This is a genomic window from Rhizobium sp. 62_C5_N11_2, assembly GCF_051811185.1.
GTDB classification, from domain to species: Bacteria; Pseudomonadota; Alphaproteobacteria; order Rhizobiales; family Rhizobiaceae; genus Rhizobium; species Rhizobium leguminosarum.
Map to the genome: position 1 here is coordinate 134,553 of NZ_JBPWPW010000003.1, position 23,773 is coordinate 158,325.

Consider the following 23,773-nt stretch of genomic DNA (forward strand, 5'->3'; position numbering starts at 1 on the left):
GCGTTTCGGCCTTTCGGCCGTAAACACCGGTCTCCGGCTTTATCGCCGGAGACCGCATGCTATTGTCAATCCGCAAAACACTGCCACGGACGGGGAACGGACGATATGGCAAGCTTGGAACTTCTCGGCTTCGGCTCGACGGGATGGGGCGCGTTGCTTATTGCCGCCGCCTTGATGACGCTGGCTGTCACGGCGACGGCACTGGCGATCGGCGCAGTGCTCGGCGCGATTGTCGCAGCTGCGAAACTCTCCGGCAATCTTGTCCTCGTCACGCTCGGCAACGTCTATACGACCGTCTTTCGCGGCGTGCCCGAACTGCTGATCATCTATCTCATCTATTTCGGAGGCTCGTCGGCCGTCACCTCTATCGGCCAGGCAATGGGTTACGAGGGGTTCCTCGGCTTGCCCTCCTTTGTCGCAGGCGCGCTTGCCGTCGGCATCATCTCCGGCGCCTACCAGGCGGAGGTCTTCCGCGGCTCTTTCCTCGCCATCTCCAAAGGTGAGCTTGAGGCCGCCTCGGCGATCGGCATGCATCGCGGCATGCGCCTTCGCCGCATCATCATGCCGCAGGTGTTTCGCCTCGCCATTCCCGGCCTCGGTAACGTCTGGCAGCTCAGTCTCAAGGATTCGGCGCTGATCTCCGTCACCGGTCTTGCCGAGCTGATGCGCACCAGCCAGGTGGCGGCGGGCTCGACCCGGCAATATTTCCTGTTCTTCATTGCCGGCGGCTGCCTCTATCTGCTCCTGACCAGCCTTTCGGACCGCATCTTCAACGGGGCGGAGCGCCGCGCCAATCGCAGCATGCCGGCATCCGCCATGGGCCAGGCGTAAGGAGGCGACCATGGATTTCACCTTCATCGCCTCGACCATGGTCACCCTGCTCAAGGCCGTACCGACGACGCTCATCCTGTTTTCCCTGTCGATCGTCTCCGGCGGCCTGCTGGCGCTTGTCATCGTCTGGATGCGGACCAGCGGCAACTCAGTGCTTTCGGGCTTCGCCAAGGGCTATATTTTCGTCTTCCGGGGCTCGCCGCTGTTGATCCAGATGTTCCTGGTATTCTACGGCCTCGGCCAGTTCGGCGTCATCCGCTATTCCTTCCTCTGGCCGTTCCTGCGCGAGCCGATGGTTTGCGCCGTGCTGTCGCTGGCGCTCTGCACCGCCGGCTACACGGCGGAGATCTTCCGCGGCGGCATTCGCGCCGTCTCGCCGAAGGAGATCGAAGCGGCACGCTCGATCGGCATGTCCGGCTTCCTGCTCGTGCGCCGTATCCTGGCGCCGATCGCCTTTCGCCACGCGCTGCCGGCCTATTCCACCGAGATCGTGCTGATGATGAAGTCGACGGCGCTCGCAAGCCTCGTCACCGTCTGGGAAGTCACCGGCGTGGCGCAGCGGCTGATCTCGCAGACCTACCGCACCATGGAAGTCTTTCTCTGTGCGGCGATCATCTATCTCGTCCTTAACTTCATCATCCTGCAGGGCATGGCTCTGCTCGAATATTCGCTTTCCCGACATCGCCGCGCCATTCCGCAGGCGCTGAAGGCGTAAGCGGCTTTTTGACCCGATTGGAGCACCCATGCCAGGCGTAACCCGACTATCGGTCCGCAATATCCGCAAGAGCTTCGGTACGCACGAAGTATTGCGCGGCATTTCCCTCGACGCGGAAGACGGCGATGTGATCTCGCTGCTCGGTGCCTCCGGCTCCGGCAAGTCGACCTTCCTGCGCTGTATCAACCTGCTCGAAACCGCAAGCGACGGCGAGATCTGGGTCGACGGCGAACAGATCCGCATGGTGCACAAGGGCGGCACGAGCAAGCCGGCCAGCCAGAAGCAGGTGGACCATATCCGCTCCGAACTCGGCATGGTGTTCCAGTCCTTCAATCTCTGGTCCCATATGACGATCCTGCAAAACGTTATCGAAGGGCCGATCCATGTGCTGAAGCGACCGCGTGCCGACTGCATCGCCGAGGCCGAAGCGCTGCTGGAAAAGGTCGGCATCGCCGATAAGCGCCATGCCTATCCGGCCCATCTCTCCGGCGGCCAGCAGCAGCGCGCCGCGATCGCCCGCGCGCTAGCGATGAAGCCGAAGGTGATGCTCTTTGACGAACCGACCTCGGCGCTTGATCCCGAGCTTGTCGGCGAAGTTCTGCGCGTCATGCGCGCGCTGGCCGAGGAGGGCATGACCATGCTCGTCGTCACCCATGAGATGAGCTTTGCCCGCAACGTCTCGAACCGCGTCGTCTTCATGCGCGAGGGGCTGATCGAAAGCAGCGGCAAGCCGGACGACATGTTCACCGGCGGCGCAACGCCCGCGTTTCGCCAATTCATCGGCCATTTCGGAAGCGGTCAATGACAATCACGATCGAGTCCGTGCTGACTTGGCGCGATGTCGCGCGCGTCGGGACCGGAGAAGCGCTCGCGCTGTCGCCCACCGCCTTGGCGCGCGTCGAGCAAGCAAGCCGCATCGTCGCGCGCATCGTCGAGACGGGCGTGCGTGCCTATGGCGTCAATACCGGCGTCGGGGCACTCGCCGATACAGTGGTCGATCGTGCCTCGCAGAGCCTGTTGTCGCGCAGCATCGTGCTCAGCCATGCCTGCGGCGTCGGTCCGTTGCTGGCCGCCCGCGAAGTGCGCGCCATCATCGCGGCTGAGATCGCCAATTTCGCCCATGGCCATTCCGGCGTGCGGCGCGAGATAGTCCAGCATCTTGCGGCCATGCTGGAACATGATTGTATTCCCTGCGTGCCGTCCAAGGGTTCTGCCGGTTACCTCGTCCATAACGCCCATATTGCGCTTGTTCTGATCGGCGAAGGCTGCGCTCACCTGGACGGCCGGTGCATGAGCGGTCGCGAGGCGCTTGCCGCGATCGGCCTCCAACCACTGGTGCTCGGCGCCAAGGAGGGCTTGAGCCTTGTCAACGGCACGGCTTGCGCCACCGGCTTGACTGCCGTGGCGCTGTCACGCGCCGAGCGGCTGCTCGATTGGGCCGATGCGATCGCAGCACTGACGCTGGAAGCAGCAGGCTGCCAGATCGCCGCCTTCGACGCCGCCGTGCTGGCGCTTCGCCCATCGGCGGGAATAGAAAAAGTCGGAGCGAGCCTGCGAGCGCGGCTTCAGGGCAGCGGTCTTGTCGCCGCCGCCTTAGGTCGGCGCACGCAGGATGCGCTCAGCCTTCGTTCGGTGCCGCACGCCCATGGTGCGGCCCGCGATGTCTTCGACAATTCCGCCCGCATCGTCGACCAGGAGCTTGCTTCGGTGACCGACAATCCGGCTGTCTCAGGCACGCCGGAACATCCGATCGTCTCCTCCGAGGCCCATGCGGTTGCCCCGGCGCTCGGACAGGCGGCCGATAGCCTGGCCATTGCGCTGGCGCAGATCGGCGCAATCAGCGAGCGGCGCATGGACCGGCTCGTCAATCCGCTGGTGAGCGGCCTGCCGCCTTTCCTCGCCAGCGATGCCGGCAGCCATTCCGGCTTCATGATTGCCCAATATACTGCCGCGGCACTCAGCAACGAGAACCGCCGCCTTGCCGCACCCGCGGCCATGGACGGCGGGCTGACTTCCGGTCTGCAGGAGGATTTCCTCGCGCATCCGACGGCTGCCGCCGGCAAGCTGCTCGCCGTCATCGACAACGCCGAATATATCCTGGCAATCGAGCTGATGGCCGGTGCCCAGGCGCATGATTTCCTGGCGGCGACGGCGCCGCGCGCCTCAGGCACGGACCTGGTCTACAAGGCCGTGCGGGAGCATGTTTCCCACTATAGTGACGAACGGCCGCTCAACGGCGATATCGAAGCCGTCCGCACTCTGATCCGCGATACTGCGCCGCCGCGATAGTTGACTTTCAGAATGGTTTGCTTGTCTCGGAATTCTGCTTCGGCCTTTCGCCAGCCTCGAGGCGTTTGAGGCACTGGCGATAAGTCGGGTAGAGCTGATCCACCCGTGAGAGCGGAAGCGTCCAGTCGCCTTCATCGCCGGCAAAGGTAAGCTGCACGTCAGGCATTCCGGCAAAGGAATTCTTGATGATCTTCTTCAACCCGGCGCTCCCCTTGCTTGCAGGACCCCAGAGGCGAAGCGTGTTCTTGTCGAAGAATTCGGCCGCGACCACTTTCGTCGTAGTACGGTTGATCAGCGTCACCTCGGTCTTGGTGTCGGCCGGAATGTCCCATGTGTTCTTTGATACCAGCCAGAACGTCTCGGTTGCGGTCTGGCGGAATTCCATGGTCTTGCCGATCTCGCTGTCCCACAGCAGGCGGCAATAGGGATGCGGGCTCTCATTCGCAAAGCCGACCGACCATTGTCTCGCGCCGCCCATCCAATCGGTCTCGCCGAAGGCGGACGCCGGCTGCAGGACGGCCGTCATCAGAAGCATCACTGTCGGAATTTTCATCGCCGAACCATCTCCAACGCAATCGTATTCAGCGATAGCAAAAGAAGGTTGAGCTTTTGCTACCGAGCGTGCTCAGATTGGACGGCGGTCGCCCTGGCGAGTGTCTTTGAATGCGCCAAGGTCTTGAATCCTGGCTTTGAGTTGCCAATCTGGCGAGGGTCGACAACATACGAACGGAGTTTGATGCAGGCATGTCCGAGGTTCAACGACGCGGATTTTTGACACGGCTTACCGCCTATGAGCCGCTGACGCTCATTATGCTGGCATCGGTCGCGGGCGGACTGTTCGTGCTGCAGCGACTGACGAGCGAAGTCCTGGAGGGTGAGACATTCCGCTTTGACGAGGCAATCCTGCTGGCGTTGCGACGGCCGGGAGAACTTGCCGTGCCGATCGGTCCTGGCTGGCTGACGCATGCCGTCGACGATATCACTGCCCTCGGCGGCATCACCGTTCTCTCGCTGATGACGGTTCTCGTCACCGCCTACCTTCTGCTCGACCGGCGCTGGCCGATCGCGATCTTCGTCTTTTCCTCTGTGCTGAGCGGCTGGCTGGCGAGCACTCTCTTGAAGGTCCTCGTCGCGCGGCCGCGCCCTGACATCGTGCCGCATCTGGTCGAAGTGAGCGATCTCAGCTTTCCCTCCGGACACGCGATGGTCTCGGCGGTGACTTATTTGACACTTGGAGCGCTGCTGGCCCGGACACAGCGTTACCGGTCAACACGGATCTTCGTCATGGGCACCGGCGTCTTCCTCGCCGTCCTCATCGGCTTGAGCCGAATCTACCTTGGCGTCCATTATCCCACGGACGTCTTGGCCGGATGGTGCGCCGGTGCGCTCTGGGCGCTTGGCTGCTGGCTGATCTCGAAGCGGTTTATTCCGAGCCGTGCGCCAGATGATGTTGTAGAATCCGGAAAACGGTAAGAAAAGATAGCAGTTCAGCCGGCATAACGGACAAGAACCATGACAACTCTGACAACGATCACTTCGACGATCACGGCCGCATTTCTCGGCTCTTTCGTCGAGGTCGTTGAAGCCTTCACCATCATCCTCGCCGTCGGCGTCACGCAGAGCTGGCGTCCAGCCTTCATCGGCACCGGTCTTGCGCTCGCCCTTCTCGCTCTTCTCGTGCTGGCGCTTGGTCCGCTGCTCGGGCTCATTCCGATCGAACTGATGCAGTTCGTCATCGGGACGCTGCTCGTTCTCTTCGGCCTGCGCTGGCTGCGCAAGGCGATCCTGCGGGCTTCGGGTTTCATCGCGCTACACGACGAGGAGAAGGCCTTTGCGGCCGAGACCGACAGCCTCCGGCGCCAATCTGCCGAGCGCCGTGCCAATTTCCTGGCGGGCACCACAGCCTTCAAGGCGGTGTTGCTCGAGGGGATCGAAGTGGTGTTCATCGTCATCGCTACCGGCGCCGGACACGGCATGATCGGCTATGCCAGCCTTGGAGCGGCCGCGGCCTGCCTGCTGGTGCTGATCATCGGCATCTTCGTGCACAAGCCGCTCTCGGCGGTTCCGGAGAACAGCCTCAAATTCGTCGTCGGGCTGCTGCTCAGCGCCTTCGGCATATTCTGGGTCGGCGAGGGCGTCGGCGCCGACTGGCCCGGCGCTGATCTTTCGCTTCTGGCGATACTTGCCGTGCTCGCAGTCTTTTCCTTCGCAGCAGTCCGGATGCTGCGCTACTATTTCAACACCCATGCCGAGGTGGCCGCGTGATGAAAATTCTTAAGGTCGCCTTGAAGGAATTCTTCGGCATGTTCATCGACGACGGCGCGCTGGCACTGGCGGCACTGCTGCTAATTGCCATCGTCGGCGTTCTGGTGAAATTCGCCCATGTCGACGCGCTGCTCGCCGCTGCTCTGCTTCTCTTCGGCTGTCCGCTGATCCTCGCCGAGAGCGTGGGGCGGGCGGCGCGGAAGAAGTTTCAACGGAAATAGCTCGGGGACTGCGGCACCTAGAACAGGTGGCGGATAGGCGTCACCGGCGGGCCAACCGAGCTGCCATTCAGTGCGGCGCCCAGGCTGGTTTAGAAAATCAGGCGGACTGGGGAATTTTTGCGCATGTGTGATGCCCGATCATCAGAAACATCCCACATCATAGTGTTGAGCTGGCACGAACTACGTCATATATGATGAGTTATACGAGTATATCGTGCATATCTGGTTTATAGAGCGAGCGCTATCTCGGTCTGGTCATTCACAAAGGCGGCTTCATACTCGCGCGCCAACGTACCGGAGACGCCCACTTGTCGAAGCATATCTCGCCATTGCAGGGAAATGTGCTGCGTCGTCTCGCGGATCATCTGGCGAGCATCCGTTTCGGCGATTTCGAAGAACCGGCAGGCTTCGAAGGCCAGACGGATTGATCGGTCATGCGCACCACCCTCAAGAATTGACGTTTCAAGATGCGGATTGCGGTCAAGTTCGGGGTTAACATCAAACACCGGAGACAGTCGCCAGCGACCGGCCCCCACATAGAGGAAACCGTGATTCTTTAGATGGTCATCCTTGTTCGACACGAGGATGGTGAAGATCAGGCGCAGAAAGAGTTCACGGAAATCGGCCTGCGGATCAGCGGCATTGGCCCGCATGAAGTCGACGATCTCCGTATAGGAGCCGAGTTCGGCCCCGGTCTTGCCGAGGGCAGTGCGGGCCGAAATATAGGGTACACGGCCGGCCTCGCGCCTATCGAACCGCTTGATCAGAGCGACCGGGAATGGCGTATCAGCCAGTTCCAGCCTTACCTCGGGCGTACGGATCCCGCAGGTCCGAGCGAGGCGGAGCGTGGCGACCTCGAGGCGTTCGACCGGCTGCTGATCATGAACCGAGGTGAACTTGGCGAGCCAGAGCGTGTCGCCGTCCCGAACATTGGCCTTGGGACGCGCACCGCCGGAACCGCCCGCACCGGCGAGCAACTGCATGTCCTCCGCGGATATCTCCTTGCCCTGCTCATAGGCCCGGGCGATGGCGGTGATGGTCTCCAGATCGACCAGACGCGGTACGGCGTCGGCGGCGCCGCCCCGGATGATTTCTCTCCTATCGTCCACAAATCGCAGCGCGCCCTGCCGGCAGGCATCATCGGACAGCGTCAAATACTCGAACTCCGAAAGGCCATTACCATAGGTGCGTTCGAGAAGCCTGCGGCCCCAACTGTCCGGTGCAGCGTCTGCGAAGACGCCCGCCAATGCGTCGCGCATGTTTCCGGGCTGGCCAGATGTGTGAAATGGCCCAGCCTCAAGGGGAAAGGTCGGCTGCACGGCAAAGGCACGAGGATTTTCGATCCAGGCCGGATCGTAAGCAAAAGTCGAGAACTGTCGAGGCCCCGCCTGCGTGAAACGCAACTGGCCAACGGGTGTCAGGTTCTCGCCGAGAACGACATGGGCGTTGAAATCGGGCATCAGAATGATGCGCCGTCTAGATCAACGACATCCGTATCCTCCTGTGCCGTCTTCCCCTTGGCCTTCTGCCTGCGCAGTGCGGTCGCAAAAGACCGTCCGCGACGTGGCTGGCGTTCGGCGGCCAACGCCAGACCCAGATCGTCTTTGCGGATGTCGATCAGGTCGGCCAACCGGTCGACAAGACCAAGCACAACGAGAACATCGGCGAGCGTGCCGATCCCAACACCAGGATCTCCCTTTTCCAACCGCGCGACGGTGCTCGGCGACGTGCCGGCGCGCACGGCCAGATCGGCCACGGCGATACCGCGCCGCAAGCGAGCGCCACGGATGTCATGTCCAAGCCTTTCGAGGGCAGGTTTTGATTTCGGCGATCCCATAGCTATTATCCAGATACGGTGGATAAAATCATTTATAACATCATATATGACAAATTGGTAGCTGCCGACTACGTGGTAATAAACGAACCCCTGGCTGGCTAGGGAGCAGCAGAGGCGCATCGCGACGACTGGCGGTCGCTGGAGGATGCGCTAGCGAGAAATTCGGAAAAGTAGCCATTTGCGCCGGCGTCAGCCGTGTTTGTCGTCGGAGAGACCTACCTTGTTCTCGGGGTTGGCATTGAAGCGGGATCGGGCCGCGGTGACAGGCATCGGCGCCCATTGCCCTGGAGCTTTACTGCGGCACCTTGAACAGGTGGCGGATGCGTGTCACCAGTGAGGTCATCGAACCGCCGTTCAGCGTGGCGCCTTCGGGCGCGAAGGAATGCTGGCCGGTCTCGATGCGGCGCGACAAAGTGGCGGCAAGCTCTTCAGCGATGCCGGGCCGGTCGTGCAGCAGCGGCGTTAGGCTTGCCTGGGCAATCTCGTAGACGACGACGAAGGTCAGCGCCCGCAGGCTGGCGGCCTCGCCGACCCCGATCAGCAGCCCGCTTTCGCCGAAATAATCGCCCGGCGCCAGCCGGCCGAGTTCGACTTCCTGATGGCCTTCCCGCCGCGTGGCGACGAGGGCGCCGCTGCGCACGATCATCAGCGATGCAACCGTATCGCCCTGCTCGATGAGGATGGAATCCTTCTTGTAGGTCCGCCGGGTCATCGAGGCTGCGAGTGTTTCCTTCTCGTCCTCGGTCAGCGAGAAAAACAGCGGGATGGCGTCGAGAAGCTTGAGCGGCGTCGGCCGGTGCGGCTTCATCACCTCTTCCGACTGCAACTGGTCGGGTGGCGGGCCGGCCGCATCGATCGGCCGCGCCAAGGTGAGGCCTGCGGCCTTGATATGACGGTAGATGAGATCGAATATCTCGTTCTTCGCCGGCCCCGCCTGGCCGATATCCCTGACGCGGAAGGAGAGTTCCAGCTCCACTGCATCTGATGTCAGCGATTTGATCTGCACGCCGGGTTTCGGTTCGGTCAGGATCGAGCCGCTGCTCAAAAGTACGGTACGCATGACCTCGATGATCGCCGACGGCCCGATCGTCGGCACGACACGGACAGTCAGTGAGGCGCCGTGACTGCGGTCGGGGCTGCTGAGATTGGTCAGCCCGACCTTGGCCAGAAAGCTGTTGGGCAGGACGACGAGGTCGTTCGAGCCGTTCAGCAGATGGGTGGAGCGCCAGTTGGTTTCGACGACACGACCCTCGACGCCGTCATTCAGCACGATCCAGTCGCCGATCGCATAGGGCCGGCCGAGATTGAGCGCGATGCCGGAAAAGACGTCGCTCAGGGTGCTTTGCAGCGCAAGGCCGAGGATGATGGCAAAGACACCCGAGGTGGCGATCAGCGTGCCGACGGGGAAGCTGAAGACATAGGCGACCACCGAGAGAATCGCGCCGAGATAGATCAGGCCGATGACCAGATCCTGAACGAGGCGACCTTCTCTCGGTTGGCGCTCGAAGATCAGGAAGACGCGGACGAAGGCGATCAGCGCCCAGGCGGCATTGATCCACCAGACCACCTTGGCAAGGGCGATGAAGACGCGTTCGAAGGTCGAAGCCGGCGCCGGCCCGACTTCGTAGGGCACGATGTCGTGATAGAGCAGCAAGACGGTGAGCGCCGCGAAGAAAAACACCTGGCCAGCGAGCTTCCAGCTCGGGAAGGGCCGAAGCGCTATGCGCGTGACGATCGCACCGACGACGGCCAGCGTCCCGGCCTGGACGACAGGATCGGCAAGCACTCCGGACCATGTGAAATTATCAAGCATCGACTGTCCATTCGCCAGAGCATGATGCCGAAACGTGTGAGCGGTTTTCGGTCAACATCGTGCCTCCCTCTTGAATTCTAATGGTGGCTTCGCCGCATCCTGACTTCCAATCCGACCGCGAGGCAACCGTAAAATAGCGCCAGCGCCCAGAGCGTCAGAAACGGCGTGCGGACGTCGCTCAACGGTGCACCCAGTTGCGATACCGATACGATTCCGTTGATGGCGGAACTACTGGGAACCAGTAGCGCCAGATAATGCAGCGCCTTCGGCATCGCCTCGGTCGGCCAGGAAAAGCCCGCGAGAAACAGGAAGGGGATGCCGATCGCCGCGAACACCAGCTGGACGGTGAGGGGGCTTCGGAAGAGTGCGGCGACGACCATGCCGAGCGCGCTGACGGAAAGCACGAAGGGCAGCGAGACGGCGAAGATGGTAAGCGGTCCCCCGAGCCTTGGAATGTCGTAGAGATAAGGCAGGACGATCAGATAGAAGGGCAGCACCACCGCCTCCAGGATGAGGTAGGCGAGCAGTTTGCCGAGCACGGTTGCGAGAGCCCCGGCCGGCGAGTCGGCGAGCCGGTCGTTTCGCAGCGTTCCGAGCAGGCCGACGCCGATCAGGAGCATCTGCTGCAGGAGGAGAACGAAGGCGGCGGGGAGGAGATAGGTGGCATAACCCCCCTGAGGGTTGAAGAGCGGTACCGTCGTCAGTGGCATCGGGTCGGAGGCTGCAGCGGCGACGGCGGGGTCGACATGCATGGCGACCAGTCTTGCGGTCTCGACCTCGGCGCCGAAAGTCTTGGCGACGGCCGAGACGCCGCCGGAGATGCGCGAATAAATCAGAAAATAGCTGGCATCGGCATAGAGCGCCACGGGCGAGGGTCGTCCATGCAGCAGGTCGCGCTCGAAATACTTCGGGATGACCAGGATGCCGTAGAGCTGGCGGCTGAAGACCTCGCGCTCGGCGCTTGGCTCGTCGGGCAATTCGGCGCCGATGAATACATCGGCCGAGGCATCGACGCGGCGGGCGAACTGGCGACTGCTGTCGGTGCCGTCGAGATCGACGAGTGCGATTGGCACGTCGCGCAGGGCCTCGCCCCGGTAGGGCTGGGGATAGAGGGCGGCATAGATGCAGGCTGCCAGAATGAGCACGGAGAATGCCGGCCGCAACGACAGGATGCGCTGCAATTCGATGCGGCAGGTCGTCAGCACGCCGTTCATCGGGTGGCCTCCCGCAATGCCAATGGCTCGCGTCTGTTCCTCGATCTTATCGCCTCCAGCCGGAGCACGGTGACGGATGCAAGCAGGACGACGAGGAAGAGCAGCACCAGGATCGGCTTCCACGATAGATCGAGCGGTGTGCCGCGGATCGTCTGGTCGATCCTTGCCATCAGGTACCATGTGCCGGGGATCATCTGGCCGTAATAATAGGCGAAGTCGTTCATGCCTATCCTCGGGAAACCGATGCCCATGAAGCCGAAGGCGGGCGCGGCGAGCAGCGAGCCGATGCTGATGGCGCTTGCCATCGGCCGCAGGAACAGCGCCAGCAGCACGCCGATGAACTGGCTTGCCAGGATGAACAGGGTGCCGGCCATCAGCAGCAGCCAGCGATTGCCGCGCAGCGGCATGTCGAGGAAGTCGAAGAGGACCAGATCGGCGATGCCGAGCACGGCGAGAAAGATTAGCGTATAAGGCAGGATCTTGCCCGCCAGCGCCGGCCCCAACCCGCCGCCCAGCCGTCGGAGGATACGCAGCCGGTGGCGGCTCTCGACGTCGAGGCCGAGCGAATAGGCCATCGTCGTGATGATCACCACCTGCAGGACGCTGGGCATCAGAGCGGCAAGAAGGAAATGCGCATAGTTGAGGGTGGGATTGAAGAGCGGGTTCACCTGTACCGGAACGGGAGCGAGAGCGGCCTGTGCGGCGTCGACCGGCTCTCCCTGAGCAGTGCGCAACGACAATCTGATGCCCGCAGCCACTGTCGGTACGGCGGCGTTGACGCCACGCACCACCAGATTGCCGGTCGTCATCGTCTGGGTGTTGTAGAAGAACACCACCTCCGGCCGGCGGCCGGACAACACGTCGCGCTCGAGATTGCGCGGCAGCATCAGCAGGCCGTGAACCTCGCCGGAGAGGATGAGCTGCCGGCCTTCGGCGAGGTCGCTGACGGCAAGCTCGACCGACGTATCCTGGCTGGCATCGACCATGCGGATGATCTGGCGCGACAGATCGGTGCCGTCCTGATCGAGCACGGCGATCGGCAGGCGGGTTGCCAGACCCGCGCTGAAAACCGCGGCCAGGAGCCCCATCAGTAGCAGCGGCAGGACCGTCGTCAGGAACAAGAGGAAGGGCCGGCGGCGAAACCAGTGGAACTCCCGTGTGAAGACGAGAATAAAACCCGGGTGCATGCGCCCGCGCGGCGTCATTTCAACGCTCCGACCAGGCGGCAATGACGCTCATGCCGGGCCGCAAGCCGTCCACGGCTTTTACCGGAACGGCGCGCACCTCGAATGTCCTGAGATCGAAATCGCCGGTCGCCCGCGTCGCCCGCCAGGTCGCGTACTGTCCCTGTGCATTGATCATGGTCACCTTGACCGCGATCTTATCAGGGCCGATTGCCGGCACGACGACATCGAAATTGTCCCCGACCTTCAGGCCCTTCAGCAGATCCTCGCGCAGGTTGAACGTGAACCAGGGGTTCTGGAGATCGATAATCGAAAAGAGCGGCGCGCCGGCGCTGAAATTCTCACCGAGTTCGGCAACCCTCGTCGTGACTTGCCCGGAGATCGGCGCATGGATCGTCAGCTCGGAAACGTTGACCTGCTGCTGATCCAGCGAGGCGCGCGTCTGTTCCACCTGCGCGGCGGCAAGCGCCTTCTCTTCCTTGCTGGAGCCGGCGACCGCCAGCCGCACATTGGCCTCGGCGGATTCACGCTTGCGGATCGCTGCTTCAAGATTGCGGGCCGCCTGGTCCGCCTGAGCCTGAGTCGAGGCGCCGGTGGTGATCAGCCTGGCCTGACGCGCAGACTCTTCCTGGTAGAGGGTCACATCCGCCGTAGCCGCCGCAAGTTCGGCGTTGGCAGCATCGATCGTCTCGGGACGCGTGCTATTGACGCGGGCAAGATCGGCTTGCGAAACGGAAAGGGCGGCTTGCGACATATGAAGGGCGGCCGTCAGCTCAGGACTTTCAAGCTCGGCGATGACAGCGCCGGTCTCGACGTTATCCCCGACATCGACATTCAGCTTGGCGATGCGGCCGGAAACACGCGGGCTGATATCGACCCGATTGGCTGAGACCTCGCCTTGGACGATCAGTGGTGGCGGGCGTGTTGCAAACCAGAGCAGAATGCCGAGTGCTGCCAGAGCCGCCAAGGCGATCACCGGCCGAAGAATTCTGGAAGCTGTCATGACCCACTTTCCCTTGCCGAATGACGTCGCCCGGATGCATTTGGAAGACTGGTAGGTCAACATTGCCGGTCGCTGGAGAGATGTCAAATGACTGTTTCTATGTGACAACCGGTCTGTTGGGTAACAGTCTTGCAACCTTTACCCGCGGGAGAGCGTGGGCCCCGCCCGTACGTCTTTGTCTTGTTCGAAATCTCGGGTGACGTGCACACTCCCCACACAACGGAGTGGCACGAACTGCGAGATTTCTCGTTGTTTCTGGGCAAGCGGCTCAACCTGATGTTTGTGGCGTCCCCGTGCTTGCGGCGCCACAAGCGCTTAGGTGCTTACAGCGCCGCGCGTGGTTTAAGACGCGCAAAGGACGCTGCAACACTTTCAACCCTCGCATCGTGCTTTCCGAAAACCGATTCCGATTTGCGGGGCCGATGCGCTTAGGTGCGCGGCTTCAGATTTTCTGGGTCATAGATCGGCTTGTACCCGACGCTGACTACCTCCACCGGATAGCTCTCGGAAAAATACTCGACATTCAGCCTGCGTCCGACCTGGCAATGCGACCAAGGCAGATAGGCCAAGGCAATGTTCTTTCCGACCGTTGGGCCGTAGGCGATCGAAGTCGTGTAGGACCGACGGCCAAGCTCGTCGACCAGAACTTCTCCCGTGGCGGGATCGACAACCGGCAGGTTGCCGAGGGGATAACGCTTCACGCCCGATTTGTCGGTATTCTCGGTCATCACAAGCGTGCAGAGCATGGCCGGCTGGTGCTCGCGCGCCTTGTATTCCAGATGCTTCGCCTTGCCGCGGAAATCGGCTTCCTTGACTTTCGGACGGGCGAGATCGCTTTCGATCAGGTTGTACTGGGTCAGGAGGTCGGCGTTCTGCAGGCGCAGGCTCTTTTCCATGCGGCGGGAGTTTGCATAGGTCTCTACGCCGAAGGCCATCACGCCGGTCGAGCGCAGCGCATCCCAGACGGCGAGGCCGTCTTCGTACTTCATGTGCAGTTCCCAGCCCTGCTCGCCGACATAGGAGATGCGGAAGGCGGTGACAGGCTTGCCTGCAATTTCGATCGGTTTGATTGCCGCAAAAGCGAAGTTCTCCTGATCGAGCCCGGCCGGATCGGCGACAACCTTCTTCAGCGTGTCGCGCGCGTTCGGACCCCAGATACCGATCGTGACGAATTTCTCCGAGACGTCGGTGATGATCACGTCGAGGCCACGGTCTTGGGCGACCCGCTTCATATAATGCAGGTCACGCGGGCCGGCATCGGCGCCGTTGACGAGACGGCAGCGGTCGGCCATGCGAAAGACGGTGAAGTCAGCGCGCACCATGCCTTCGTCGTCGAGGAAGTGGGTATAAATGCCTTTGCCGATGTTGGCATCGCCGCCGACCTTGGCAGCGCACAGCCATTCCATCAGCTCGACATGGTCTGGACCCTCGATGTCGACCATGTGGAAGTGGCTGAGATTGACGATGCCGCAATCCTCGCTCATCGCCAGATGCTCGGCATTCGACACGCGCCAGAAATGGCGGCTGTCCCATTCGTTCTCGCGAACCGGAACGCGGTCGGCGTATTTCTCCAGAAGGTGCTCGTTGGCGGCGTAGCCGTGCGCACGCTCCCAGCCGCCAAGTTCCATGAAGTAGCCGCCAAGCTCCTTTTCGCGCTCGTAGAAGGGCGAGCGCTTGGCGTTGCGGCCGGATGCATAGGGTTCGCGGGTGTGAACAGCCGGGAAATAAATCTTCTGGGCGGCTTCGTAGCAGCGGCCCTCGATGAACTCTTCCGTCAACTGATGCGGATAGAAGCGGGCGTAGTCGATGCTGTTGTGATCGATTTCAGTACGTCCGTCGGTCATCCAGTCGGCGATCAGCTTGCCATAGCCTGGGCCGTCCTTGACCCAGATGGCGACGCAATACCACAGACCGCGCACCTTCTGGCTCTCGCCGCAGGAAGCGCCGCCGGCGGCGGAAACCTGCAGAAGGCCATTGAAGGAGTGACCTTCGTTATAGCCGAGTTCGCCGAGGATCGGCGTCAACTCCATGGCGCGCTCGAGCGGCTCGATGATCTGTTCCATCTCGAGGTCGCGCTGCGAGGGCGACAGGCGCGCCTCGTGTTTTTCGAGAAGATCGCGCGGATGGCACATGCGTGGATTGGTGGCTTCGTAGTAGCCCCACTCGATCTGGCCGCCCTCCGTGGTCGCCGGGTCGCCGGTATCGCGCATATAGGCGGAGTTGCCCTGGTCGCGCAGCAGCGGGAAGCCAATTTCCTTTCCGGTGCCTTCAAACTCGTTATAAGGACCGAAGAAGGTGAGCGGGTGGTCAACCGGCATCACCGGCAGGTCTTCGCCGACCATCTCCGCGATCAGGCGCCCCCAGAGGCCGGCACAGACGATGACGTGGTCGGCCATGATCGTGCCGCGATGGGTGACGACGCCCTTGATGCGGCCGCCTTCGACGATCAGCGACTTCGCCGGGGTATTGCCGAACACCTGTAGCTTGCCAGCCTTTTCGGCGGCATCGACCAGCTTGCCGGCAACGGTCTGCGAGCGCGGGATCACGAGGCCGGCATCCGGATCGTAAAGGCCGCCCATCACCTGATCTTCCTCGATCAGCGGGAACTTCTCCTTGATCTCGGAAGGGCTGACATAGTGGGCGCGCGTGCCGAAAGCGCGTGCCGAGGATAGCTTGCGCTTGATTTCCTCCATCCAGGCATCATCGCCGGTACGCGCCACTTCTAGGCCGCCGATGCGGGCGTAATGGCCCATCTTCTCGTAGAAATCGATCGAATATTGCGTGGTCCAGACCGACAGATAGTCATGGCTCGTGGTGTAACAGAAGTCCGAGGCATGGGCTGTCGAACCGATATCGGTCGGGATGCCCGACTTATCGATGCCGACGATATCGTCCCATCCCCGCTCGACGAGATGATGCGCGATGGAGGCGCCGACGATACCGCCGAGCCCGATGATGACGACCTTTGCCTTTTCCGGAAATGCTGCCACGTGCTGTTCCTTCTACTTATCGCACGAATAAAAATTACCTAGCCGCGCTTGACGTACGCTTCGCGCGCGCGATGCAGGAGCCATGTCAGCCGCGTAAGGAGTGTCACATTTGCCGAAGCTGCGGAACCCCCAGACCGCTCCGCATGGAAGCTGCGATGAGGGTATTATGCATAAGGCTCATGATCGTCATTGGTCCTACGCCGCCTAGTACCGGCGTAATTGCGCCAGACCGGATCGAGGCGGCGAGGCAACCGCAAAACAGCGCTGGCGCCGCGGCGGTCCATCCCGCATCGAACGGTCAGGCAATGCGTGGCTAAGATCGGATATGGGCGAGACCTCGCAGCTGGCCCCTCCGCTCGCAAACTCCGGGATCAAGGCGCTGAAATCGCCGCAAGCCGGTCGATGTCCACGAGCATGATGTCTTCGGAAACAGGCTCGCGATTGTGCAAGCGGAACCATTCTGCGGCCTCCCGCACGCGGTCACCATGGGGCGGCGGATAGGCGCCGAGCCCGAGAACCCATTCCCGCACGGTTTCGCGTTCCATCCGCCCGGCCCGGTATCGATCGCAGACGGTTTTCGCGGATGCGACGAGATCATTGATGCTTTTCACGGGATACCCTCAATGCACGGATGGCTCTTCATCTTCGAGAAACGATCGAATGCCGTCGCGGGCAACGACGGCCAGGAATTCGTCGAAGGCATCCCGATCAGTCGCAAATGGCTCGTCCCAGCGGATCAGATCCTCCGCCTGCGTGACCACCTCCATTGTCCAGTCTTCATTGCTGCCGGATGTGCGGAAGATATCGACGAGCACGGTGATCCCGTCGTCGGTGAATTCTCCCGCCAGTTCGGAGTGTTCGAGCTTCTCTTTCTTTGCCATCATTCAGCCACCTGCACCGGGCGGTGCCTCGTTTTTGAGATATTCTTCATATTGAACCGTCTCGGTTTCATTCGTGTCGATCGACGCATCCGCGCGTTTTGCCAGGCGAACGCCCGCACCTCCACCATTTTCAGGGATGAACACAACCCCGCCGCCTTCCAGGGCGTGCTTCACATCCTGAAGCGTTCGTTCGTAGGGGGAGCGCTTTCCGGCCTCGAAATTCGCAATCGTCGCTTTGGCGACTTTTGAAGCTGACGAGAGATCGTCCTGAGACCATGCCAAAAGGGCGCGAGCAGCGCGGCATTGAGCGGAAGATAGGCACAAAACAATAACCTTGCATCAAAAGTGTGATTCTGCCTCGGACAGATTATATAAAAAATGTAATCTCGAGACAAGAGATGACGAGAAGGCGCATGACGGAATAGGGCGTTCTGAATCATTTTACATTCGCCTTTCCGAGAATTGCGATCTCCCTGGAATAGTCTGCCGACCACTAATACTCGACGCTCATCTGGCGAAGGGGAAGATTGATTGACTGAATATTATTACAGTCTAATTTAGATTTTCCTTATCACGCACCCGGGAGGTAACAATGCGTGAGCCAGATATGCAAAAACTCGATGCACTCGTCGGTCGTCTTGTTGGTGACGTCGGCGCCGCCATGTCAGGTGCCTTGGTCGTGCTTGGCGACCAGGTCGGAATCTTCAAGGCGATGGCCGACGGAACGCCGATGAGCGTCCAGGATCTGGCCACGAAAACCGGGATAAAGGAGCGCTATCTCAGGGAATGGCTGAGCGCCCAGGCGGCCGCCGACTATGTCGCTTACGATGAAAAGACGGATCGTTTCAGCCTGACACCGGAGCAGGCGATGGTATTCGCCGAGGAAAACAGCCCCGCCTTTTTCGTCGGCGCCTTCGAGGTCGTCCAATCCATGTGGATGGACGAACCCAAGATCGCCGATGCCTTCCGCACCGGCAAGGGTCTCGGCTGGCATGAGCACAGCACCTGCCTCTTTCGGGGCACCGAGCGGTTCTTTCGCCCGGGCTATAACAGCCATCTCGTCAACGAATGGATACCGGCTCTTGCCGGGGTCGAGGCAAAGCTCAAGGCCGGCGCCAGTGTCGCCGACGTCGGCTGCGGTCATGGGGCCTCGACCATTCTGATGGCGCAGGCCTATCCCGCTTCCCATTTTACCGGCTTCGACTATCACGGCCCGTCGATCGAAAGAGCAAAGGCTGCTGCCCAGGATGCCGGCGTCGCCGACCGCGTGACCTTCCAGCAGGGCTCGGCCGCGGAATTTCCGGGGCGCGGCTATGATATGGTTGCCATGTTCGACTGCCTTCACGACATGGGCGATCCGGTCGGCGCCGGCCGGCATGTCAAGGAAACGCTTGGGCCGAACGGGACGTGGCTGATCGTCGAGCCCTTTGCCAATGACCATCTCAAGGACAATCTCAACCCGGTCGGCCGCGTTTATTATGGCGCGTCGACGATGATCTGCACGCCGGCATCGCTCTCCCAGGAGGTGGGGCTCGGGCTCGGCGCGCAGGCGGGAGAAATGAAACTTCGAAAGGTCGCGCTCGACGCCGGCTTCACGCATTTCCGTCGCGCCACGGAAACCCCGTTCAACATGGTGTTTGAGGTGCGCGCCTGACGCAACTGGGTTGCCAGGCGGCAAGCTATCTCAGCTTGCCGATGCTGGCATACATGCCCGTCGTGCGGAATTCGGTGGGATTGGTGCCATAGACGCGGCGGAAGACCTTGGAGAAATAGTTGGGGTCTTCGAAGCCGCACATGATCGCGACTTCCTTGACCGGCAGGAAGTCTGCCTTGGTCAGAAGCTTGACGGCGCGCTGCAGGCGTTGCTGCAGCACGAATTCGGCCGGCGGCATGCCCTCGCTCTCGGCAAAGCTGCGCGAGAAATGCGCGCGGCTGAGGCCGACAATGCCGGCAAGCTCGCTCACCGGTAGCGGTTTTTCGAGATTGGCATTGATATGGTCGATCACCGGCTGCATGACACTGAGCTCGGCGGCAAAGGCCGGCGAGCCGAAGACGTCGTCGTAGAGCGCCATCGCCGCTTCATAGGCAATCGCCGAGGCAGCACCCGGCGATGTCGCGCCCTTGACGAGGCGCAGGCTGCAATCGGCGAGATGATCGATGGTCGAGGGCTGCAGTTTCAGCACCGGGCCGGCAGTGGACAGCACCATCTGGTGGATGCGCAGCGTTTCCTCGCCATTCATCGAGATCCAGAAATATTCCCAGCGGTCGCCTTTCTCCAACCAGTAGCGATGATTGTGCGGGACGAGCACAAGAAGTGTATCGCCGCCCTGAAGGCGATAGTTGCGGTTTTGATAGCGCAGCTTGCCGCTGCCGCTGATCGTGTGCTGCAGCACGGTGAAGGGGGTCTGGCCGCGCCGGCGGCCATCCCAGTCATAGGTCTCGTTCTCGCGCACTTCGTATCCGGCGCTGGTCGGCATGGCGTGCAGCCGCTGGCGGCCCCGGGGCAGCGAAACCGTCCTCATCGACTGTCCGTTGGCGATCAAATCCTGCAGCACAAAATTACCCCTGAAAGCATAATCCTTCTCTGGTCGCCATGCCGATTTCGGGCATAATCCCGCTCGACAAGAGGAAGAGACCACGGCCGACAGAGCGGCCGGGAGGAAAAAGGCAGATTTTACGGCATTTTCAGCCACATGCGTCAGCATGCGGCCCGATCCTCCATAACCTTCTTTTCCTTAACATTCGATTGGGTCGAGGTGAAGATCATGAGTTTCAAAATCGCTATCATCGGTGCGGGCAGCGTCGGGTTCACCAAGAAGCTGTTCACCGATATATTGTGCGTTCCGGAGTTTCGTGACATCGAATTCGCGCTGACGGATCTCAGCGAACATAATCTCGAGATGATCAAGGCGATCCTCGACCGCGTCGTCGAGGCGAACGGGCTGCCGACGAAAGTGACGGCGACGACCGACCGGCGCAAGGCGCTGGAAGGCGCGCGCTACATCATCAGCTGCGTCCGGGTCGGCGGTCTCGAGGCCTATGCCGATGATATCCGTATTCCGCTGAAATACGGCATCGACCAGTGCGTCGGCGATACGATCTGCGCCGGCGGCATCCTCTATGGCCAGCGCAACATTCCCGTCATCCTCGACTTCTGCAAAGATATCCGTGAGGTCGCCGAGCCCGGTGCGAAATTCCTGAACTATGCCAACCCGATGGCGATGAACACCTGGGCGGCGATCGAATACGGCAAGGTCGATACCGTCGGCCTCTGCCACGGTGTCCAGCATGGCGCCGAACAGATCGCCGAAGTGCTCGGCGCGAAGTCGGTGAGCGAGCTCGACTACATCTGCTCCGGCATCAATCACCAGACCTGGTTCATCGACCTGCGCCTCAACGGCCGCAGGATCGGCAAGGACGAACTGATCGCCGCCTTCGAGGCGCATCCAGTCTTTTCGCAGCAGGAGAAACTGCGGATCGACGTGCTGAAGCGTTTCGGCGTCTATTCCACCGAAAGCAACGGCCATCTCTCGGAATACCTGCCCTGGTACCGCAAGCGGCCGGATGAGATCACCCGCTGGATCGACATGTCCGACTGGATCCACGGCGAGACCGGCGGCTACCTTCGTCATTCGACGGAAACGCGCAACTGGTTCGAGACCGAATATCCGCAGTTCCTAGAATCCGCCTCGCAACCGATCGATCCTGCCAAGCGCTCGAACGAGCATGCCAGCCATATCCTGGAGGCGCTGGAGACGAACCGGGTCTATCGCGGCCATTTCAACGTCAAGAATAACGGCGTCATTACCAATCTGCCGGCCGACGCGATCATCGAATCGCCAGGCTTCGTCGACCGCTTCGGCATCAACATGGTCTCGGGCGTCACCCTGCCGGAAGCCTGCGCTGCCACCTGCATTTCCTCGATCAACGTCCAGCGCATGTCGGTACATGCGGCCATATCGGGCGACATCGACCTTCTGAAGCTTGCCGTGTTGCACGATCCGCTGGTCGGCGCCGTCTCGACGCCGGAAGAGGTCTGGCAGATGGTCGACGAGATGGTCGTTGCCCAGGCCTCCTGGCTGCCGCAATATGCCGATGCCGTGCCGGCCGCCAAGGAGCGGCTGTCGAAATCGAAGGTGCAGACCCGCGACTGGGCGGGGGCCGCACGCCGCAACGTTCGCTCGATCGAGGAGCTGCGCGCGGAAAAGGCGGCGCTGAAAAAGGCCGTCTGATTTTCGTGAAGCTTGGGTTGCCGGGGGTTTCCGGGAGGGAAATCCGCGGCGTCCGGCCCGGTTTCACGTGTTCGAGGAGAAGGGAGCCGCGTGATCGCGCTCCGGAACAAGAGGGAGAAACGATGATGAATTTTCGTAACGCAAGCATTCTGGCCGGACTGGCGCTCAGCGTCTCAGCCGCGGCGCTGAATGCATATGCCTCCGAGCCAACCGTTCCACCGGCGCCGGCGGACTTTCCGGCCGAAGGCAAGATCAACTATGTCGCGCGCGACTCCATCCTGGAGTTCAAGGCGCTGCCCGAATATCATGAGCCCGACTGGGTCACGAAGAATTTCGTCGCCACCGGCAAGCTGCCGCCGGTCAAGGATCGGCTGCCGAAGGAGCCGCTGGTCTTCAAGACAGGCAATATGCCCGACGGCATCGGCGTCTACGGCGATACGATGCGCCACGTCATCGGCGGCCGGCCGGAAGGCTGGAACTACGGCGCCGGCCAGACGCAGGGCTGGGGCGGCATCGATATCGGCCTCTCCGAATGCCTGACGCGCACCGCGCCGCTGTTCCAGGTGCAGGCCTCAGACACCGAGCCGCTGCCGAACCTCGCCAAGAGCTGGGACTGGTCCGAAGACGGCCATAAGCTGACCATGCACCTGATCGAAGGCGCCAAATGGTCAGACGGCGCGCCGTTCAATGCCGACGACATCATGTTCTACTGGGACGACGAAGTCATCGACCCGAACGTCTCGCCGCTCGGCGGCGGCGCATCGCCGGAAGCCTTCGGCGCCGGGACGACGCTGAAGAAGGTCGACGATTACACCGTCGAATGGACCTTCAAGGAGGCCTTCCCGAAGCAATATCTCTACACGATGTCCTACCCGAATTTCTGCCCGGGTCCCTCGCACATCCTGAAGTCGAAGCATCCGAAATATTCGAAGAACACCTACGACCAGTTCAAGAACGCCTTCCCGCCCGAGTTCATGAACATGCCGGTCATGGGCGCCTGGGTACCGGTTGAATATCGCCCGGACGACATCATCGTCATGCGCCGCAACCCCTATTACTGGAAGGTCGACGAGAAGGGTGATCAGCTGCCTTATCTGAATGAGCTGCACTACAAGCTCTCGACCTGGGCCGACCGTGACGTCCAGGCCGTGGCAGGATCCGCCGACTTCTCGAACCTCGAGCAGCCGGAAAACTTCGTCGCGTCGCTGAAGCGTGCCGCGGAAAAAACGGCGCCCGCCCGCCTTGCCTTCGGCCCGCGTCTCATCGGCTACAATCTGCGCATGAACTTCTCCGCCAACGGCTGGGGCAACCCGGACGAGCGCGGTGAGGCGATCCGCGAACTGAACCGCAACGAGGACTTCCGCAAGGCCGTCACCATGGCGCTCGACCGCAAGGCAATCGGCGACTCGCTGGTCAAGGGACCGTTCACCGCGATCTATCCCGGTGGGCTCTCCTCCGGCACCAGCTTCTACGACCGCAACTCGACGGTTTACTACCCCTATGATCTTAAGGGTGCCAAGGCGGAACTCGCCAAAGCCGGTCTCAAGGACACCGATGGCAACGGCATCGTGAACTTTCCGGCCGGGACGCTCGGTGGCAAGGATGTCGAAATCGTCATGCTGATCAACAATCAGTACACGACCGACAAGAGCCTTGCCGAAGGTGTCGTCGGCCAGATGGAGAAACTCGGGCTGAAGATCGTCATCAACGCGCTCGATGGGGCCAAGCGTGACGACGCCCACTATGCCGGCCGCTTCGACTGGCTGATTCAGCGCAACACGACGGAACTGTCGTCGGTGGTGCAGAACACCGAACAGCTTGCCCCCGTCGGCCCGCGCACTAGCTGGCACCATCGCGCCGGCAAGGATGACCAGCTCGATCTGATGCCCTTCGAAAAGGAGCTTGTGGACGTCGTCAACAAGTTCAGGACGAGCCAGAACAACGACGAGCGCGTCGATCTGATGAAGCAGTATCAGAAGATCTCGACGGAACATGTCAACACCGTTGGCCTGACGGAATATCCCGGCGCGCTGATCGTCAATAAGCGGTTCTCAAACGTGCCACAGGGTACGCCGATCATGATGTTCAACTGGGCTGAAGATTCGGTGATCCGCGAACGCCTGTGGGTGGCTGCGGACAAGCAGGGCAAATACGAGCTGTTCCCCGAACAGCTGCCCGGCAAGCCCGGCGAAAAGGGCCCGATTAACTGATGCCTGTCATCAGGACACAAAGAGCTAAAGCGCGTCGCATGTGATGCGACGCTGGAGAGTTCCCTCCCAGCTGAAGTGAGATTCAGGC

At 61.5% G+C, this 23,773-nt stretch carries 23 protein-coding genes; 10 read left to right on the plus strand and 13 right to left on the minus strand.

Annotated elements, in window-relative coordinates:
* The first annotated feature begins 105 nt into the window (after positions 1–105).
* Genes AB8B31_RS29735 through AB8B31_RS29750 form a run of 4 tightly spaced genes read left to right on the plus strand, consistent with a single transcriptional unit; the run spans position 106 to position 3,835 of the window.
* Positions 106–831 carry an ABC transporter permease gene (locus AB8B31_RS29735; RefSeq protein ID WP_018069855.1) on the plus strand — a complete coding sequence of 242 codons (726 nt, stop codon included), beginning with the start codon at positions 106–108 and terminating at the stop codon, positions 829–831.
* Between the two features lie 10 nt (positions 832–841).
* Positions 842–1,546 carry an ABC transporter permease gene (locus AB8B31_RS29740; protein WP_112908542.1) on the plus strand — a complete coding sequence of 235 codons (705 nt, stop codon included), beginning with the start codon at positions 842–844 and terminating at the stop codon, positions 1,544–1,546.
* A 28-nt stretch (positions 1,547–1,574) separates the two neighbouring features.
* A complete protein-coding gene (locus AB8B31_RS29745) occupies positions 1,575–2,351 on the plus strand; it encodes an ABC transporter ATP-binding protein (protein ID WP_112908543.1) in 777 nt (258 codons plus the stop codon).
* On the plus strand, positions 2,348–3,835 hold the full coding sequence (locus tag AB8B31_RS29750) for an HAL/PAL/TAL family ammonia-lyase (protein ID WP_131647411.1): 1,488 nt from the start codon (positions 2,348–2,350) through the stop codon (positions 3,833–3,835). Before AB8B31_RS29745 ends, AB8B31_RS29750 begins: the two co-directional genes overlap by 4 nt.
* A gap of 7 nt (positions 3,836–3,842) precedes the next feature.
* Here the strand turns inward: AB8B31_RS29750 and AB8B31_RS29755 are convergent, their stop codons facing one another.
* Entirely contained in the window at positions 3,843–4,388 is a 546-nt protein-coding gene (locus AB8B31_RS29755) for a hypothetical protein (protein ID WP_113544404.1), read from the minus strand.
* Between the two features lie 191 nt (positions 4,389–4,579).
* On the opposite strand from AB8B31_RS29755, the gene AB8B31_RS29760 reads away from it, so the two are divergent.
* The 3 genes from AB8B31_RS29760 to AB8B31_RS29770 are packed head-to-tail and all read left to right on the plus strand — an operon-like array spanning position 4,580 to position 6,321.
* Positions 4,580–5,308 carry a phosphatase PAP2 family protein gene (locus AB8B31_RS29760; protein WP_113544405.1) on the plus strand — a complete coding sequence of 243 codons (729 nt, stop codon included), beginning with the start codon at positions 4,580–4,582 and terminating at the stop codon, positions 5,306–5,308.
* 39 nt (positions 5,309–5,347) lie between these two features.
* Positions 5,348–6,100 carry a COG4280 domain-containing protein gene (locus tag AB8B31_RS29765; RefSeq protein ID WP_130719148.1) on the plus strand — a complete coding sequence of 251 codons (753 nt, stop codon included), beginning with the start codon at positions 5,348–5,350 and terminating at the stop codon, positions 6,098–6,100.
* Positions 6,097–6,321: a hypothetical protein gene (locus AB8B31_RS29770; protein ID WP_439007600.1), complete on the plus strand. Its 225-nt coding sequence runs from the start codon at positions 6,097–6,099 to the stop codon at positions 6,319–6,321. The genes AB8B31_RS29765 and AB8B31_RS29770 overlap by 4 nt, the downstream gene beginning before the upstream one ends.
* Before the next feature lie 227 nt (positions 6,322–6,548).
* Here AB8B31_RS29770 and AB8B31_RS29775 read toward each other — a convergent pair whose 3' ends face one another.
* The 11 genes from AB8B31_RS29775 to AB8B31_RS29825 all read right to left on the minus strand — a co-directional run bounded on the left by AB8B31_RS29775 (position 6,549) and on the right by AB8B31_RS29825 (position 17,567).
* Positions 6,549–7,781 (minus strand): type II toxin-antitoxin system HipA family toxin, encoded by a 1,233-nt coding sequence (locus AB8B31_RS29775; RefSeq protein WP_439007601.1) that lies wholly within the window; start codon positions 7,779–7,781, stop codon positions 6,549–6,551.
* The gene (locus AB8B31_RS29780) at positions 7,781–8,158 is read right to left on the minus strand and encodes a helix-turn-helix domain-containing protein (protein WP_182565539.1); all 378 of its coding nucleotides are present in this window, start codon (positions 8,156–8,158) and stop codon (positions 7,781–7,783) included. The genes AB8B31_RS29775 and AB8B31_RS29780 overlap by 1 nt, the downstream gene beginning before the upstream one ends.
* A 292-nt stretch (positions 8,159–8,450) precedes the next feature.
* Entirely contained in the window at positions 8,451–9,971 is a 1,521-nt protein-coding gene (locus tag AB8B31_RS29785) for a mechanosensitive ion channel family protein (RefSeq protein ID WP_130719144.1), read from the minus strand.
* 77 nt (positions 9,972–10,048) lie between these two features.
* The gene (locus tag AB8B31_RS29790; RefSeq protein WP_182565540.1) at positions 10,049–11,185 is read right to left on the minus strand and encodes an ABC transporter permease; all 1,137 of its coding nucleotides are present in this window, start codon (positions 11,183–11,185) and stop codon (positions 10,049–10,051) included.
* Complete coding sequence (locus AB8B31_RS29795) at positions 11,182–12,390, minus strand: ABC transporter permease (protein ID WP_130719142.1); 1,209 nt, start codon at positions 12,388–12,390, stop codon at positions 11,182–11,184. The genes AB8B31_RS29790 and AB8B31_RS29795 overlap by 4 nt, the downstream gene beginning before the upstream one ends.
* 1 nt (position 12,391) lies before the next feature.
* Positions 12,392–13,372, minus strand: coding sequence for an HlyD family secretion protein (locus AB8B31_RS29800; RefSeq protein WP_130719141.1), 981 nt, complete (start codon positions 13,370–13,372; stop codon positions 12,392–12,394).
* A gap of 428 nt (positions 13,373–13,800) precedes the next feature.
* Positions 13,801–16,362 (minus strand): GcvT family protein, encoded by a 2,562-nt coding sequence (locus tag AB8B31_RS29805; protein WP_130719140.1) that lies wholly within the window; start codon positions 16,360–16,362, stop codon positions 13,801–13,803.
* 103 nt (positions 16,363–16,465) lie between these two features.
* Positions 16,466–16,624, minus strand: coding sequence for a hypothetical protein (locus tag AB8B31_RS29810; protein WP_439007661.1), 159 nt, complete (start codon positions 16,622–16,624; stop codon positions 16,466–16,468).
* A 109-nt stretch (positions 16,625–16,733) separates the two neighbouring features.
* On the minus strand, positions 16,734–16,973 hold the full coding sequence (locus AB8B31_RS29815) for a hypothetical protein (protein ID WP_112908555.1): 240 nt from the start codon (positions 16,971–16,973) through the stop codon (positions 16,734–16,736).
* Between the two features lie 9 nt (positions 16,974–16,982).
* Positions 16,983–17,243: a hypothetical protein gene (locus AB8B31_RS29820; protein WP_025397793.1), complete on the minus strand. Its 261-nt coding sequence runs from the start codon at positions 17,241–17,243 to the stop codon at positions 16,983–16,985.
* Positions 17,244–17,246: 3 nt separating this feature from the next.
* Positions 17,247–17,567: a helix-turn-helix domain-containing protein gene (locus AB8B31_RS29825; protein ID WP_130719139.1), complete on the minus strand. Its 321-nt coding sequence runs from the start codon at positions 17,565–17,567 to the stop codon at positions 17,247–17,249.
* A gap of 268 nt (positions 17,568–17,835) precedes the next feature.
* Here AB8B31_RS29825 and AB8B31_RS29830 point away from each other — a divergent pair, with 268 nt between their 5' ends.
* Complete coding sequence (locus tag AB8B31_RS29830; RefSeq protein ID WP_018448856.1) at positions 17,836–18,897, plus strand: class I SAM-dependent methyltransferase; 1,062 nt, start codon at positions 17,836–17,838, stop codon at positions 18,895–18,897.
* Positions 18,898–18,922: 25 nt separating this feature from the next.
* Here AB8B31_RS29830 and AB8B31_RS29835 read toward each other — a convergent pair whose 3' ends face one another.
* Complete coding sequence (locus AB8B31_RS29835; RefSeq protein ID WP_196251397.1) at positions 18,923–19,948, minus strand: AraC family transcriptional regulator; 1,026 nt, start codon at positions 19,946–19,948, stop codon at positions 18,923–18,925.
* Between the two features lie 60 nt (positions 19,949–20,008).
* On the opposite strand from AB8B31_RS29835, the gene AB8B31_RS29840 reads away from it, so the two are divergent.
* Both AB8B31_RS29840 and AB8B31_RS29845 read left to right on the plus strand, forming a co-directional pair.
* Positions 20,009–21,475: an alpha-glucosidase/alpha-galactosidase gene (locus tag AB8B31_RS29840; RefSeq protein ID WP_439007603.1), complete on the plus strand. Its 1,467-nt coding sequence runs from the start codon at positions 20,009–20,011 to the stop codon at positions 21,473–21,475.
* A 122-nt stretch (positions 21,476–21,597) separates the two neighbouring features.
* Positions 21,598–23,685 carry an ABC transporter substrate-binding protein gene (locus tag AB8B31_RS29845; protein ID WP_028732643.1) on the plus strand — a complete coding sequence of 696 codons (2,088 nt, stop codon included), beginning with the start codon at positions 21,598–21,600 and terminating at the stop codon, positions 23,683–23,685.
* The last annotated feature ends 88 nt before the right edge of the window (positions 23,686–23,773 follow it).